The organism is Paraburkholderia phymatum STM815 (assembly GCF_000020045.1).
Lineage (GTDB): Bacteria > Pseudomonadota > Gammaproteobacteria > Burkholderiales > Burkholderiaceae > Paraburkholderia > Paraburkholderia phymatum.
Window position 1 is genome coordinate 1,784,628 of the sequence record NC_010622.1, and the last position, 13,494, is coordinate 1,798,121.

A 13,494-nucleotide genomic window follows, 5' to 3' on the forward strand; every position below is an offset into this window, starting at 1 on the left:
GCGTCGCCGCCCCGCAAAACGCTCAAGCCGCGCTCATGCCGTCTGGCGCGGCAAGGCCGCCGCCCCGTCCATGCCTCCGGGGCTCTGCTGCGCGGCGCCACGCGCAACGGCACGCGCCGCCAGCAGGTTCGCAAGGCTCACTTTGAGACCTTCGTTATCGAGCGCGCCAAGCAATGTCGCGCTATCCACGCGCGTCGAGTCCAGATTCAGCTGATACGCCAGTTCCGCCCGGTCGACAACGAACAGATCGAAGAGCCGCTCGACGGTGATCTGGTTCGGGTTCGCGACCAGCAGAAAACGCGGACGGTGGCCGTTTTCGTCGAGCTGCACGATCCAGTCGATCCCTTCAAGCTGCTGCAACAGGCGCACCGTCGTTTCCATATCGCGGCGCAACGCGCGGGCGAGTTCCGGCACCGTGTAGCCATGCGTGCCCGCTTCGCGCGCTTCGACGAGGCGTGCGAGCAGTTCGAGCGAGTCGAGCAGATCGCTGCCCGGAAAGTCCGGACGGTGGAATTGGCCCGTGCGGATAGCGGGCAGCGCCGACGCGATCATCGCGCCTGCCAGCGTGATGAACCAGCTCAGGTACATCCACAGCAGGAAGAGCGGCACCACGGCGAACGCGCCGTACACGGCCGTATACGTCGGAATGCGCCGGATATAAAAGCCGAAGCCGCGCTTGGCCAGTTCGAACGCGATCGCGGCCGTCACGCCGCCGACGATGGCGTCGCGCCATTCCACCCGGCAGTTCGGCAGAAACACATAGAGCATCGTGAACGCGAGCACCGTCAACGGCAGCGTCGCGCCCGCGAGCGCCCATTCGATCAGCGGCGTGATGCGCTGCGCGGCCGTGTAGGTCATCGACTGCGTGAACAGGTAGGAAGAGATCGACAGACTAACGCCGATCAGGATAGGACCGAGCGTCAGGATCGCCCAGTAGGCCAGCACGCGCTGCGCGAAAGGCCGCGCCTTGCGCACCCGCCAGATCACGTTGAACGCCGATTCGACTGTCATCATCGTCATGACCGACGTGACGAACAGAATGATCATGCCGAGCGTGGTCAGCCCCTTCGCCTTCGATGCGAACTGGTTCAGATATCGGAAGATCTGGCTGCTGACCTGGTCGGGCATCAGATGCTCGGCGAGAAAAGTCTGCAGCGACACCTGGAACTGGGCAAAGATCGGAAACGCGGTAAAGAGCGCGAACGCGACTGTCGCGAGCGGCACCAGCGACAGCATCGTCGTGAACGTGAGACTGCCCGCCACCTGCGGAATGCGATCCTCGCCGCTGCGCTTCGCGGCGAACTCCGCGAGCCGCTTGAGCGTGTCGAGATCGAGACGCAACCTGGACAACAAACCGACCTCCTCCACTTCAGTGCACGCGCTTCGATATGGTCTATGCCGGGCAGCAATCTCGCGGGGCGCGGCATCGGGCGAATTCACGGACTGCCCATCGGGCCGCAAGACGTGCGCAAAAACGCGGGACGAACTCGCGGCACTGTCGGCGAACCCACCCCTATAATACCCGTTCACTGCCTATGCCTATGAAAGACATCCTCGTGCTTTACTACAGCCGTCACGGCGCCACGCGCGAACTCGCGCTGGCCATCGCGCACGGCGTCGACAGCGTTCCCGGCATGCAAGCGCGCATGCGTACCGTGCCTGCCGTCTCGACGGTCTGCGAAGCGACGCAGCCCGACATTCCCGCAGAAGGTCCACCCTACGCGGAGCTGCGCGACCTCGAAGAATGCGCGGGACTCGCGCTCGGCTCGCCGACCCGCTTCGGCAACATGGCCGCGTCGCTCAAATATTTCCTCGACGGCACGACGCCACAGTGGCTCTCGGGCGCGCTCGCGGGCAAGCCGGCCTGCGTGTTCACGTCGACGGGCAGCCTGCACGGCGGCCAGGAATCGACACTTCTGTCGATGATGCTGCCGCTTCTGCATCACGGCATGCTGATCGTCGGCATTCCGTACACCGAAAGCACGCTGACGACGACGCAAACGGGCGGCACGCCGTACGGCGCGTCTCACTTCGCACGCGCGGACTCGGCTGGCAACGGCATTTCTGCCGAAGAGAAGACGCTCGCCATCGCGCTCGGTGCGCGGATCGCGCGCACGGCCGCGTCGATGACCGAGCGGCCCTGAGCATGCCGCGCGACGCCGCCGCCTCGATCCGTGGCACGCAAGGCAACCGGACTGCCGCATCGGGCGCGCTGCTTGCGCTCGTCGCACTGATCGCGCTGAGTGTCGCCTGGGAATGGTGGCTTGCGCCGTTGCGCGCGGGCGGCTCGCTGCTCGTGCTCAAGGCCGCGCCGCTGCTGCTCGCGCTGCCCGGCGTATGGCGCAAACGGCTTTACACGCTGCAATGGGCGTCGATGCTGAGCCTGCTTTATCTGATGGAAGGCATCGTGCGCGCGATGTCCGATCGCGGCCTGAGCGCACGGCTCGGCTGGTGCGAAACATGGCTCGCCGCCGCGTTCTTCGTCTGCGCGCTCGTCTATGTCGCGCCGTTCAAGCGCGCGGCCAAACGCCGGACGGTCCATGAAAACGGGCCAGCTGACGGCGCCGTCTGATTGTCCGCCGCGATGCGGCGCCAGCCGGGCCGCCCCGCGCCTCACCGCACCAACCGCAAACGTCGCCTCACGTCCAAGCCGAAACACGTTTCACCGCCCTGACCGACCAACATGAATTCCGTTGCTCCATCGTCCTTCCTCGTCGCATGCACCGACGCCATCGGCGCTGCGCATGTCCTCACCGATCCGCACGACACCGCCCCCTATCTGACCGACTGGCGCCGCCGCTACACGGGCAACGCGTGCGCGGTACTGTGTCCGTCGACGGCCGAAGAAGTCGCCGCGCTCGTGCGCATTGCCAACCAGCACCGTATCGCACTCGTGCCTCAAGGCGGCAACACGGGCCTTGCGGGCGGCGCCACACCGGATGAAAGCGGCGCGCAAGCCGTGCTGAGTCTCAAGCGCCTGAATCGCGTGCGCGACGTCGATCCGCACAACAACACGATCACCGTCGAAGCGGGCGTCGTGCTGGCCGAGGTGCAGGCGCGCGCCGCTGCCGCGGGACGCCTCTTCCCGCTGAGCCTCGCGGCGCAAGGCAGTTGCACGATCGGCGGCAATCTGTCGACCAACGCGGGCGGCACGGGCGTGCTGCGCTACGGCAACACGCGCGAACTGTGTCTCGGGCTCGAAGTCGTGACGCCGCAGGGCGAGGTGTGGGACGGACTGCGCGGATTGCGCAAGGACAACACGGGCTACGATCTGCGCGATCTTTTCATCGGCGCGGAAGGCACGCTCGGCATCATCACGGCTGCCGTCATGAAACTGCATCCGCAGCCGGCCGCGCAGGTGACGGCCCTCGCCGCGCTGCCGTCGCCGCATGCCGCGCTCGATTTCCTGTCGCTCGCGCAGCGTCACACCGGACCGTTGCTGACGGGCTTCGAACTGATGTCGGATTTCTGCCTGCGGCTCGTGAACCGCCATTTCCCGCAGATGCGCTATCCGTTCGCCGAGCCGCACGCGCAGATCGTGCTGCTCGAGCTGTCGGACAGCGAGAGCGAGGAGCACGCGCGCGCCCTCTTCGAACGGCTGATGGAGACGGCGCTCGAAGATGGTCTCGTCGAAGATGCCGTGGTCGCGGAAAATCTCGCGCAATCGCGGGGGTTCTGGAATCTGCGCGAACACATTCCGCTCGCGCAGGCGGAGGAAGGGCTGAACATCAAGCACGATATCGCGGTGCCGATTTCACGCATCGGCCACTTCATCGAGGAAACGGACGCGGCAATCGCGAAGGCCGTGCCGGGCGCGCGCATGGTCACGTTCGGCCATCTCGGCGACGGCAATCTGCATTACAACGTGCAGGCGCCCGAAGGCGTCGATGCGAAACCGTTTCTCGCGCAATACCAAAGCGCGATGAACCGGATCGTCTACGACAGCGTGCATCGGCATCGCGGCAGCGTCAGCGCGGAACACGGCGTGGGTCAGTTGAAGATCGACGAAGCGGCGCACTACAAGTCGGACGTCGAAGTGCGTCTGATGAAGACGCTGAAAGCGGCGTTCGATCCGCTGAACCTGATGAATCCCGGCAAGGTGCTACGCTAGCTTGATACGAAACCGATTCCGAATCGACGAGAGGCGTCCATGAAAATTCGCGTGCTGTCCGATCTTCATTTGGAAAACGACGCGCCGGAAATCATCCCGCATGCGGACGCCGATCTCGTCGTGCTTGCAGGCGACATCCACAACCACGCCGAAGGTTTGCGCTGGGCAGCCGAAACGTTCGACGGCGCGGTGCCCGTCGTCTATGTGCCCGGCAATCACGAATATTACGACGGCGAGTTCGGCGCGCTGGAGGCCGCGATGCAAGATGCCGCGGCGAGCATCGACAACGTGCACTACCTGAACAACGCGGTGCTCGTCGAGCCGCGCGGACAGTGGCGCGTGCTCGGCACGACGCTATGGACCGACTTCGATCTGTACGGTACGGATGAAAAGACGCGGGCGAAATCGATTGCCGCCGCCGAGCGTGCGATGCTCGACTATCGCGGGCTGATTCAGGTGACGTGGACGGCGGGCAACGATGGAAATCGTCCGGGCAAATCAGGCGGACTGCAAGACAACACGCCGCGCAATCTGACACCCGCCGATACGCTCGCGATGCATCGCCACGCGCGCACGTGGCTTGAAGCAGAACTGGCGAAACCGTTCGCGGGAAAGACGATCGTGGTTACGCATCACGCGCCGCATCGGCGCAGTCTCGCCGAGCGTTTTGCGGACGATCCTGTGTCAGCGGGCTTCGTCAATCATCTGCCGTCGCTCGTTCGCGAGCCCGTGGCGCTGTGGGTGCACGGCCATACGCACACGGCATTCGATTACGTGGAAAACGGCACGCGTGTGATATGCAACCCGCGTGGTTATCTCGACCGGCGCACACGCGCGCTCGAAAACGCCGCGTTCGCGTGGGACAAGGTGGTCGAAATCTGACGCAGCCGAACCTTTCAGATCACATGTTGCTGTGGTCGCGCGAGCGGCGCACGGGCCGCGCGATCCGCACGGGCACCAGCCGCGGCTGCGGCCGCAAACGCCGCAGCAGATCGCGCGACGCGGCAATTCCAATCAGTCCGGCCATGACGGCGACGCCGATCATCAGAAGATGCGTATCCATGTTTTCCTCTTTGATTCCAGATGTGCTTGCGTGCCGGAGATGCCGGCCTTGATGAAACGTTAGCAAACCCGATGCCGCAGGAAAGTAAGCAAGTGTTGCGGCGCGACAGCGGGATGTAACAGTCCGTCAAGGCTGTTTTACGGATATCGTGCCACCGGGCACGTATTTCAAGTCCGCGCGAACTGGCGCAGTTCGGCCTGGTCGGTGGCGAGCGTCGCGGGAAGTTCGTCGCGCAGGAACTCGACCCACGTGCGGATCTTCGCATCCAGATACTGCCGCGACGGATACAGCGCGTAGACGTTCATCTCCTGCGAGATGTACTCCGGCAGAATCCACACGAGTTCGCCGCTACGCAGACCGGCAATCGCGGAATAGATAGGCAGCACGGCGACCCCCATGCCTTCGCGCACTGCCACAGCCATCGCCTCGGCGACGTTGATCTGGAACGTCGACGCACCCAGATGCAGCGTTTCCTGGCCGTTCGGGCCGTCGAAGGTCCACTCGTCGGCGGGCATCACGGGCGTGATCATCTGCAGACACGTGTGGCCGCGCAGATCGGACAGCGTCTGCGGCACGCCATTGCGCTCCAGATAATCGGGCGAAGCGCACGCGATGCTGAACGCACTGCCCAGACGCTGCGACACCAGCCCGGAGTCCGGCAGGCTCTGCGCGAGCACGAGCGCGACGTCGTACCCTTCGTCCAGCAGGTCTGGCATACGTTGCGCGAGCGTCAGTTCGAGATGGACATCGGGATAACGCTGCTGATATCGGCCCACGGCGGGCACCACGTAGTGCTGGCCGAAGCTCGTCATCGCGTGAACTTTCAGCTTGCCCGACGGGCGCGCATGCGCGTCGCTGGCCTCGGCTTCCGCCTGGTCGACATACGCAAGAATCTGCTCGCAGCGCTGCAGATAGCGCTCGCCCGCTTCCGTTAGCGCGATGCGGCGCGTCGTGCGGTTCAGGAGACGCGTGCGCAGATGCGCTTCGAGATCGGACACGGCGCGCGACGCATAAGCCGTCGTCGTATTGAGATGCTGCGCCGCGCCCGTAAAGCTGCCCGCTTCGACGACGCGGACAAATACGCGCATGTTCTGAAGCGTATCCATGATCTACATCCAATCAATCTTTCGGTATGGGAAGGATTGTTGCACGATTTGGAAAGACGATTATCTCATTTTCGGTAAGTATGCGTTACACCCTTGCTGGTTATTCGCTAAATGGTCGAAAAATATAATCCTCCACAAGCGTCTATCGCCATTTGGGGAGTCAATCGTGCAGTTTCCGGTAAAAAAAGGGATCGCCGCAGTGTCGGTTCTTACGATCTCGTTGATAATCGCCGGTTGCGCGAGCACGGGACACATTGCGCCTCAATCGACGGGCACGGAACCCGCCTCGCTCGATGTCGGCGCCGCGATCCGTGCCGCCAATACCGACGCGCAATGGCCCGCTGCCGACTGGTGGCGCGCCTATCACGATCCGCAGCTGAACGCATGGATCGAGCAGGCGCAGGCGGGCAGTCCGTCGCTCGCGGCTGCGCAGGCGCGCGTGCGCGAAGCGCAGTCGATCGCCGGCGTCGCGAAATCGGCTGAATTGCCGCAAGTCGCCGGCAGCATGCAGATCCAGCGCAAGCAGTGGCCGAACAACGTCTTTTATGGTCCGGGCGAACTGGCTGGCCAGCAGTCGTGGAACAACACGGCCGAACTCGGCCTCTCCTATCACCTCGATCTGTGGGGCAAGGACAAGAACGCCACCGAGGAAGCGCTCGACCTCGCGCACGCGCGCGCCGCCGATTACCGCGCCGCGCAGCTCGAACTCGAAGCGAACATCGTGCGCGCCTATATCCAGATGTCGCTGAACTACGCGCTGCTCGACATCGCGAAGTCGACGCTCGAGCAGCAGCAACAGGTCGCGGCGCTCGCGAACCGGCGGTTGAAAGGCGGCATCGGCACGCAGCTGGAAGTCGCGCAGGCGGAAACGCCGCTGCCCGAATACGAACGCCAGATCGACGCAATCGAGGAATCGATCGCACTCGGCCGCAATCAGCTGGCGGCACTCGCGGGCAAAGGCCCCGGCGCGGGCGATTCGATCACGCGTCCGCAGCTCGCGCTGTCCGGTTTCGCGGGACTGCCGTCGAGGATGCCCGCAGAACTGATCGGCCATCGTCCGGATATCGTCGCGGCGCGCTGGACGGTCGCGGCGCAAGCGCGCGGCATCGACGTCGCCAAGGCCGACTTCTATCCGAATATCGATCTGCTCGCGTCCGTCGGCGGCTATGCGGCGATGGGGCCGCTGTTTGGCTTCCTGAAGTCGCAGGCGGGCGGCTGGACGGCGGGCCCGGCGCTGTCGCTGCCCATCTTCACGGGCGGACGTCTGCGCGCGCAACTGGGTGCGGCATCGGCGGGCTATGACGTGGCCGTCGAGCAATACAACCAGTCGATCGTCAATGCGTTGAAGGAAATCGCCGACGAAGTCGTGCGGATGCGTTCGCTCGATACGCAGCTGAACGATGCGCAGCGCTCCGTCGCGACGGCGAACAAGACCTATCAGCTGGCACGCGAAGGGTATCGCCGCGGCTTGACCGACTATGTGAACGTGCTGATCGCGCAGACGCAGCTGCTGCACGCGCAGGAAGGCGTCGCGAAGGTCCAGGCCGGACAGCTGCAGGCTCATGCGACGCTCGTGACGGCGCTGGGCGGCGGCGTGATCGATCCCGCCGACGGCCCTTCGCAAAAGGATGTGCTGCCCGCGCACGGCAAGGGCAAGGGCTCGAAAGCGGACGCCTCTGCGACCGCTTCGACGGGCGCGCCCGCCGCTCATTGACAGGAGGGCAGCCGATGTCCACGAACTCTCCCGCCTTCCGCACGCCGACGACGCCGACGCCGCGCGCGTTCTACGCCGCCTTGCTCGACTGGGCGCGCACCGATGGCCGCACCTGGATCTATCTGCTCAAGGCGCTCGCCGCATGCTTTCTTGCGCTGGGCGTCGCGATGAAGCTCGACCTGCCGCAGCCGCGCACCGCGATGACGACCGTGTTCATCGTGATGCAGCCGCAGAGCGGCATGGTGTTCGCGAAGAGCTTTTACCGGATCTGCGGGACGCTGATCGGCCTCGTCGTGATGATGGCGCTGATCGGTCTGTTTTCGCAGCAGCCCGAGCTGTTCATCATCTCGACGGCGATCTGGGTTGGCATTTGCACAGCGGGCGCCGCGCGCAACCGCAATTTCCGCTCGTATGGCTTCGTGCTGGCGGGCTACACGGCCGCGCTGATCGGCATCCCCGCCTCGCAGCATCCCGACGGCGCGTTCATGACGGCGCTCACGCGGGTCGCGGAAGTCGTGGTCGGCATTCTGTGCTCGGGCGCGGTGAGCGCGCTCGTGTTTCCGCAGCACGCGGGCGAGCAGATGCGCAGCACCGTGCGGGCGCGCTTCTCGTCGTTCGTCGACTATGTGCGCGCGGCGCTCTCGGGCGAGGTGGATCGCGCGCGCATCGAGGACACCAACGCGAAGTTCGTCGCCGATGTGGTCGGCTTCGAGGCGGTGCGCAGCGTCGCCGCGTTCGACAGCCCGGACTCGCGGATGCGCAACGGCCGGCTGTCGCGTCTGAATAGCGAGTTCATGACGGTATCGACGCGCTTTCACGCGCTGCATCAGTTGATGAACCGCCTGCGCGTATCGGACACGGCGGGCGCGACGGCAGCCGTCGACGCGCTCGTACCGTATTTCCGCGAGATTTCGCCGTTGCTGAGCAAGTCGGGCGAGCCCGTGCTGACGGCCGCCGACGCTGCGCATGCGGCGGCGCAGCTTGAAGCGTTCAAGGCCGACTTGCCGAGGCGCGTGTGCGCGACGCGCAAGGTACTCGAGCGTCGCGCTGACGCGCCGCTGCTCGACTTCGACACAGGCGCCGAACTGCTTTACCGCTTCGTCGACGATCTGCACGCGTATGCCGCGACCTACGCGTCGCTCGCGGTCGCGACGCACGAGCGCGAACGCTGGATTGCGCGCTACCAGCCGAAGACGAACGGCATCGCGGCGGGTGTCGCGGGCTTGCGCGCGGCGATCGTGATGACGATCCTCGGCGCGTTCTGGATCGCGACTGCATGGCCGAGCGGCTCGACACTGACGTTGAACGCGGCCGCCGTGTGCGCGCTTGCCTCGTCGTCGCCGAATCCGACGCGCACCGCATCGCAAATGGCAGCGGGCACGATCCTGTCATCGGCGCTCGCCATGTGCCTGACGTTCGGCATCTACCCGCATATCGATGGCTTTGCGCTGCTGTGCGCCGCGCTCACGCCGTTCCTCGCGCTCGGCGTGTGGTTGACGACGCGCCCGAAGTTAGCGGGGTACGGCGTCGGCTACTGCATCTTCTTCTGCTTCCTCGCGGGTCCGGACAACCTGATTCGCTACGACCCGAGCAGCTTCATCAACGACGCGATGGCGCTCGTGCTCTCGATGCTGGTTGCGTCGATCGCATTCGCCGTGCTGTTGCCGCCGTCGACGCCGTGGCTGCGCAACCGGCTGTTGGCCGATCTTCGCGCGCAGGTGGTGCTGGCGTGCCGCGGCCGCATTGGACGGCTATGGCGGCTGCGCACGCGCTTCGAGAGCGGCGCGCGCGACCTGATGCATCAGATCAACGCGCTGGCAGCGAGCGAAGCCGAGGTGAGGCGCGAGACCATGCGCTGGACGTTCGCGGTGCTGGAGGTCGGCAATGCCGTGATCGATCTGCGCAGCGAAGTCGCGACGCTGCCGCGCGATGCGCGCTATGCGCCGTCGATGGCGTGGCGCGTCGGTCTGCGTGCGACCTGTTCGGCCGTGAGCCGTCTGTTCGAGCGGCCGCGCGCCGAGCGTCTCGACGCTGCGCTTGCTGCGACGGCCGACGCGATCGCCGCCGTTCAGCAGACGCTCGCGACGTTCACGCCGCCGCGCGACGAGCGTCACCAGTTGCAACGCATTTTGAGTCATCTGCATTTCATCCGGAGCGCGCTGCTCGATCCGCAATCGCCGTTGGGGCAACTCGGCGGTGCTGGCGGCACGAACAGCGACACGCCACAAGGAGTTCGCCATGCCACGTGAGATTGCCGTTCTCGACGCGTACGTTCCCGCCATCGTGCTGCTGTTTATCGCGGGCACCGCGATCACCTGGGTGCTCGACCGCGCGATGGCCTGGACGGGCCTGTATCGCGTCGTGTGGCATCCATCCCTGTTCCGTGCAAGCCTGCTCGTGTGTGTGTGCGGCGTACTGGGCCTCGGGGTTTATCGTTGAACGAGTCGAATCGAATCATGACTATCAGAAACATCATCGGATTTATCGCGACGGCCATCGTGTTCGTCGTCGCGATCCTGATCGGGCGTGCGCTGTGGGTGCACTACATGGACGAGCCATGGACGCGCGATGGCCGCGTGCGCGCCGAAGTCGTCAACATTGCGCCGGACGTATCGGGCGCGGTGGTTGCACTGCCTGTGCGCGACAACCAGTTCGTGCACAAGGGCGACCTGCTGATGCAGATCGATCCGTCGCACTACCAGATCGCCGTCGAGCAGGCGCAGGCTGCTGTCGCCGCGCGCAAGTCGGAGTTGCAGATGCGGCGCGACGATGCGCAGCGGCGCGCGGACATGGACAGCCTCGTGGTGTCGAAGGAGAGCCGAGAGAACGCAACGCATACGGCGTCGGCTGCCGAAGCGCAATACCAGCAGGCGCTGGCCGCTCTGGATGCCGCGAAGCTGAACCTCGAGCGCACGCGGGTCGTGGCGCCTGTCGACGGCTACGTGACGAACCTGAACGTATATCGCGGCGATTATGCGATTGCCGGATCGGCGAAGCTGGCAGTCGTCGACAGCAATTCGTTCTGGGTTTATGGCTACTTTGAAGAGACGAAACTGCCACATGTGAAGGTCGGCGACAAGGCCGATATCCGGCTGATGAGCGGCGGCACGCTGAAGGGGCACGTCGAGAGTATTTCTCGCGGGATTTATGATCGCGATAATCCGCAGAGCCGTGAGTTGCTTGCTGATGTGAATCCGACTTTCAACTGGGTGCGGTTGGCGCAGCGCGTGCCGGTGCGGGTGAAGATCGATTCTGTGCCTGACGGTGTACTGTTGTCCGCTGGCACGACGTGTACTGTGGTTGTTACGCCATCCTGACGTTTTTTGTCTGCGACGCGGTGTTGCCGGTTTTGGTTTTTTGCTTTTGCTTTTGCTGGCATCCGCGTTGTGTTTCCGGTTGGCTGGTGTTGCCCCTATGCGGGGCAACGCCAGCCAACCAGAAGCGAATGCCGGCGGTCCGCAAAACGGCCTACCGTAAAGAAAATTTGGCGACAGCAGCCTTCAAGGCGTGAGCCTGATCATCAAGCGCCCGAGCAGCGGCAGTCGCCTGCTCGACGAGAGCCGCATTCTGCTGGGTACCAGCATCCATCTGCGATACAGCGAGATTGATCTCTTCGATGCCCGAACTCTGCTCGGCGGAAGCAGCCGAGATCTCTCCCATGATATCCGTCACGCGCTTTACGGCCTTGACGACTTCGTCCATCGTCTGCCCCGCGTCCTGCGCCAGCTGCGAGCCGTTGCTAGCACGCTCCACCGACGCGCTGATCAATCCCTTGATCTCCTTCGCAGCCGACGCGCTGCGCTGCGCCAGGTTGCGCACCTCACCCGCCACCACCGAGAAACCGCGCCCCTCCTCGCCTGCGCGCGCCGCTTCGACGGCCGCATTCAGCGCAAGAATGTTGGTCTGGAACGCAATCCCCTCGATCACCCCGATGATGTCGCCGATGCTCTTCGCGCTGTCGTTGATCTCGCCCATCGTCGCGACCACGCGGCCCACCACGTCGCCGCCCTTCTCCGCGATCGCCGACGCATTGTCGGCCAGCGTGCGCGCCTGCTTCGCATTGTCCGCGTTCTGACGCACCGTCGAGGTGAGTTCTTCCATGCTGCTCGCCGTGCGTTCGAGCGCCATCGCCTGCTGTTCGGTACGTTGCGACAGATCGAGATTGCCCATCGATATCTGCCCAGAGGCTGCCGCGATCGCCTCGGCACTCGATGCGATATGCGCGACCGTCGACGACAGACCGTTCTGCATGTCCCGCAGCGCCGACAGCATGCTCGAGTTGTCGCGTTCGCCGAGCACGATGTCGTTCGACAGATCGCCAGCCGCGATGCGGCTCGCGATTTCCTTCGCGTACACAGGCTCTCCGCCGAGCTGACGCGCGAGGCGCCGCACGACCCACTCGCTGATCACGAACGCAAGCACGATCAGCGCGACGGTCATCACAGCCATCATCACGAACGACGATTGATAAATGAACGACGACGCGTCGATGGTCGCTTTCGCCGCCTTGCCGCGTTGCGCGACGAGTTCATCAACCAGCTTTTCGAGCTTGCCCGTTTCGACGAGCAACGACACATCCGTCGTGCCGACCTGCCAGTTCATCTGCGACAGGTCGAGCGGCTGCGCCTTCACGAGCGTCACGAAATCGCGCAGATGGGCGCTCCACACGCCGATCGCGTCAGCGAACTTCTTCTGCTGCGCGCCGGCTTCTGCAGAGTCCGCATATTGCTGAAGCGTATTCAGTTCGGCCGACAGACCGGTCAGCCCCTTGTCGATATCGGCGCCGAGTTCGTCGCGCTCCTTGGCGGTCGTCGCCGTCAATAGCATCTTCTGGGCGCGGCTCGCGCGCAGAAGATAGCCGCGCGCTTCCTCGGCGGCCCGGCTCGCGACATGGCCTTGCTCATAGATCGAGCGCATCTGCCCGTTCAGGCGGCTGATCTGCGCCAGCGAAAACACGCCGACTGCCAACGTCCCCACCAGCAATACCGCAAACGCGAGCCGCAAGGTCGTCTTCACGGACCGGCCGCGCAGCTTGACGCGCCGCTTGCCCGGACTCGCCGGCCCCCCGGCCGCTTTGCCATCCGGTACGAACCCCGCGCCCGGCTGGCCACCCAGCGTAACTGCTTTCATGTTGTCGTCCCCACTCGTATTGCCACTGCCGGAAAGGTCGGTTCCGGCATCGCTGCTTTTCTCTCCGGATGACGGCATCGCCGGTGACGTTCTTGAGGCCGTCCGTCCAGCGATTTCCCCGGTCCTTCGCGCGCCGCCTCATGAGCAGTGCGCCGCCGGGATTTATACATTGGCCAAAAATCGTTGGGCACGTTTTCCCACGTTTTGACGGCGGAGTGGCGATGACGCACTGCCAGCGACTGGCGCACCGCGTCCAGGCGGTGTGCAGGTTGCCACAGGAAACAGTCGCAACCGCCCGCTGAGCCGGCGGGTCGGTGTCCGGAATGCGACAAAACTTGGCCGGACAATTGATGTGAGACAAACTACACTT

General features: G+C 64.6%; 12 protein-coding genes. 8 read left to right on the forward strand and 4 right to left on the reverse strand.

The window, feature by feature from the left end; genetic code table 11:
• Positions 1-33 precede the first annotated feature (33 nt).
• Positions 34-1,350, reverse strand: coding sequence for a YihY family inner membrane protein (locus tag BPHY_RS08035; RefSeq protein WP_041763859.1), 1,317 nt, complete (start codon positions 1,348-1,350; stop codon positions 34-36).
• A gap of 191 nt (positions 1,351-1,541) precedes the next feature.
• Between BPHY_RS08035 and wrbA the strand changes: the two genes are divergently transcribed.
• The 4 genes from wrbA (at position 1,542) to BPHY_RS08055 (ending at position 4,993) form a co-directional block, all read left to right on the forward strand.
• Positions 1,542-2,144 (forward strand): NAD(P)H:quinone oxidoreductase, encoded by a 603-nt coding sequence (wrbA, locus tag BPHY_RS08040; RefSeq protein ID WP_041763448.1) that lies wholly within the window; start codon positions 1,542-1,544, stop codon positions 2,142-2,144.
• Between the two features lie 2 nt (positions 2,145-2,146).
• The gene (locus tag BPHY_RS08045; RefSeq protein ID WP_012400969.1) at positions 2,147-2,572 is read left to right on the forward strand and encodes a DUF2069 domain-containing protein; all 426 of its coding nucleotides are present in this window, start codon (positions 2,147-2,149) and stop codon (positions 2,570-2,572) included.
• A gap of 111 nt (positions 2,573-2,683) precedes the next feature.
• A complete protein-coding gene (locus tag BPHY_RS08050; protein ID WP_012400970.1) occupies positions 2,684-4,111 on the forward strand; it encodes an FAD-binding oxidoreductase in 1,428 nt (475 codons plus the stop codon).
• 39 nt (positions 4,112-4,150) lie between these two features.
• On the forward strand, positions 4,151-4,993 hold the full coding sequence (locus BPHY_RS08055; RefSeq protein WP_012400971.1) for a metallophosphoesterase: 843 nt from the start codon (positions 4,151-4,153) through the stop codon (positions 4,991-4,993).
• A 19-nt stretch (positions 4,994-5,012) separates the two neighbouring features.
• Here the strand turns inward: BPHY_RS08055 and BPHY_RS42485 are convergent, their stop codons facing one another.
• Both BPHY_RS42485 and BPHY_RS08060 read right to left on the reverse strand, forming a co-directional pair.
• Positions 5,013-5,174, reverse strand: a complete 162-nt coding sequence (locus BPHY_RS42485) for a hypothetical protein (RefSeq protein WP_012400972.1) — start codon at positions 5,172-5,174, stop codon at positions 5,013-5,015.
• Between the two features lie 167 nt (positions 5,175-5,341).
• Positions 5,342-6,280, reverse strand: coding sequence for a LysR family transcriptional regulator (locus BPHY_RS08060; RefSeq protein ID WP_012400973.1), 939 nt, complete (start codon positions 6,278-6,280; stop codon positions 5,342-5,344).
• A gap of 166 nt (positions 6,281-6,446) precedes the next feature.
• On the opposite strand from BPHY_RS08060, the gene BPHY_RS08065 reads away from it, so the two are divergent.
• The 4 genes from BPHY_RS08065 to BPHY_RS08080 are packed head-to-tail and all read left to right on the forward strand — an operon-like array spanning position 6,447 to position 11,311.
• Complete coding sequence (locus tag BPHY_RS08065) at positions 6,447-7,994, forward strand: efflux transporter outer membrane subunit (RefSeq protein WP_012400974.1); 1,548 nt, start codon at positions 6,447-6,449, stop codon at positions 7,992-7,994.
• Between the two features lie 14 nt (positions 7,995-8,008).
• Positions 8,009-10,243: an FUSC family protein gene (locus tag BPHY_RS08070; RefSeq protein ID WP_012400975.1), complete on the forward strand. Its 2,235-nt coding sequence runs from the start codon at positions 8,009-8,011 to the stop codon at positions 10,241-10,243.
• Positions 10,233-10,433 (forward strand): DUF1656 domain-containing protein, encoded by a 201-nt coding sequence (locus tag BPHY_RS08075; RefSeq protein ID WP_012400976.1) that lies wholly within the window; start codon positions 10,233-10,235, stop codon positions 10,431-10,433. Before BPHY_RS08070 ends, BPHY_RS08075 begins: the two co-directional genes overlap by 11 nt.
• Before the next feature lie 17 nt (positions 10,434-10,450).
• The gene (locus BPHY_RS08080; protein WP_012400977.1) at positions 10,451-11,311 is read left to right on the forward strand and encodes an efflux RND transporter periplasmic adaptor subunit; all 861 of its coding nucleotides are present in this window, start codon (positions 10,451-10,453) and stop codon (positions 11,309-11,311) included.
• Positions 11,312-11,462: 151 nt separating this feature from the next.
• Here BPHY_RS08080 and BPHY_RS08085 read toward each other — a convergent pair whose 3' ends face one another.
• Positions 11,463-13,124, reverse strand: a complete 1,662-nt coding sequence (locus tag BPHY_RS08085; RefSeq protein ID WP_012400978.1) for a methyl-accepting chemotaxis protein — start codon at positions 13,122-13,124, stop codon at positions 11,463-11,465.
• Between the last annotated feature and the right edge of the window lie 370 nt (positions 13,125-13,494).

Bases quoted from the DNA above. Each gene is read 5' to 3' on its own strand.
- BPHY_RS08055 (WP_012400971.1), top strand. From the start codon at position 4,151: ATGAAAATTCGCGTGCTGTCCGATCTTCATTTGGAAAACGACGCGCCG.
- wrbA (WP_041763448.1), top strand. From the start codon at position 1,542: ATGAAAGACATCCTCGTGCTTTACTACAGCCGTCACGGCGCCACGCGC.
- BPHY_RS08045 (WP_012400969.1), top strand. From the start codon at position 2,147: ATGCCGCGCGACGCCGCCGCCTCGATCCGTGGCACGCAAGGCAACCGG.
- BPHY_RS08060 (WP_012400973.1), bottom strand. From the start codon at position 6,280: ATGGATACGCTTCAGAACATGCGCGTATTTGTCCGCGTCGTCGAAGCG.
- BPHY_RS08050 (WP_012400970.1), top strand. From the start codon at position 2,684: ATGAATTCCGTTGCTCCATCGTCCTTCCTCGTCGCATGCACCGACGCC.
- BPHY_RS08080 (WP_012400977.1), top strand. From the start codon at position 10,451: ATGACTATCAGAAACATCATCGGATTTATCGCGACGGCCATCGTGTTC.
- BPHY_RS42485 (WP_012400972.1), bottom strand. From the start codon at position 5,174: ATGGATACGCATCTTCTGATGATCGGCGTCGCCGTCATGGCCGGACTG.
- BPHY_RS08075 (WP_012400976.1), top strand. From the start codon at position 10,233: ATGCCACGTGAGATTGCCGTTCTCGACGCGTACGTTCCCGCCATCGTG.
- BPHY_RS08070 (WP_012400975.1), top strand. From the start codon at position 8,009: ATGTCCACGAACTCTCCCGCCTTCCGCACGCCGACGACGCCGACGCCG.
- BPHY_RS08085 (WP_012400978.1), bottom strand. From the start codon at position 13,124: ATGAAAGCAGTTACGCTGGGTGGCCAGCCGGGCGCGGGGTTCGTACCG.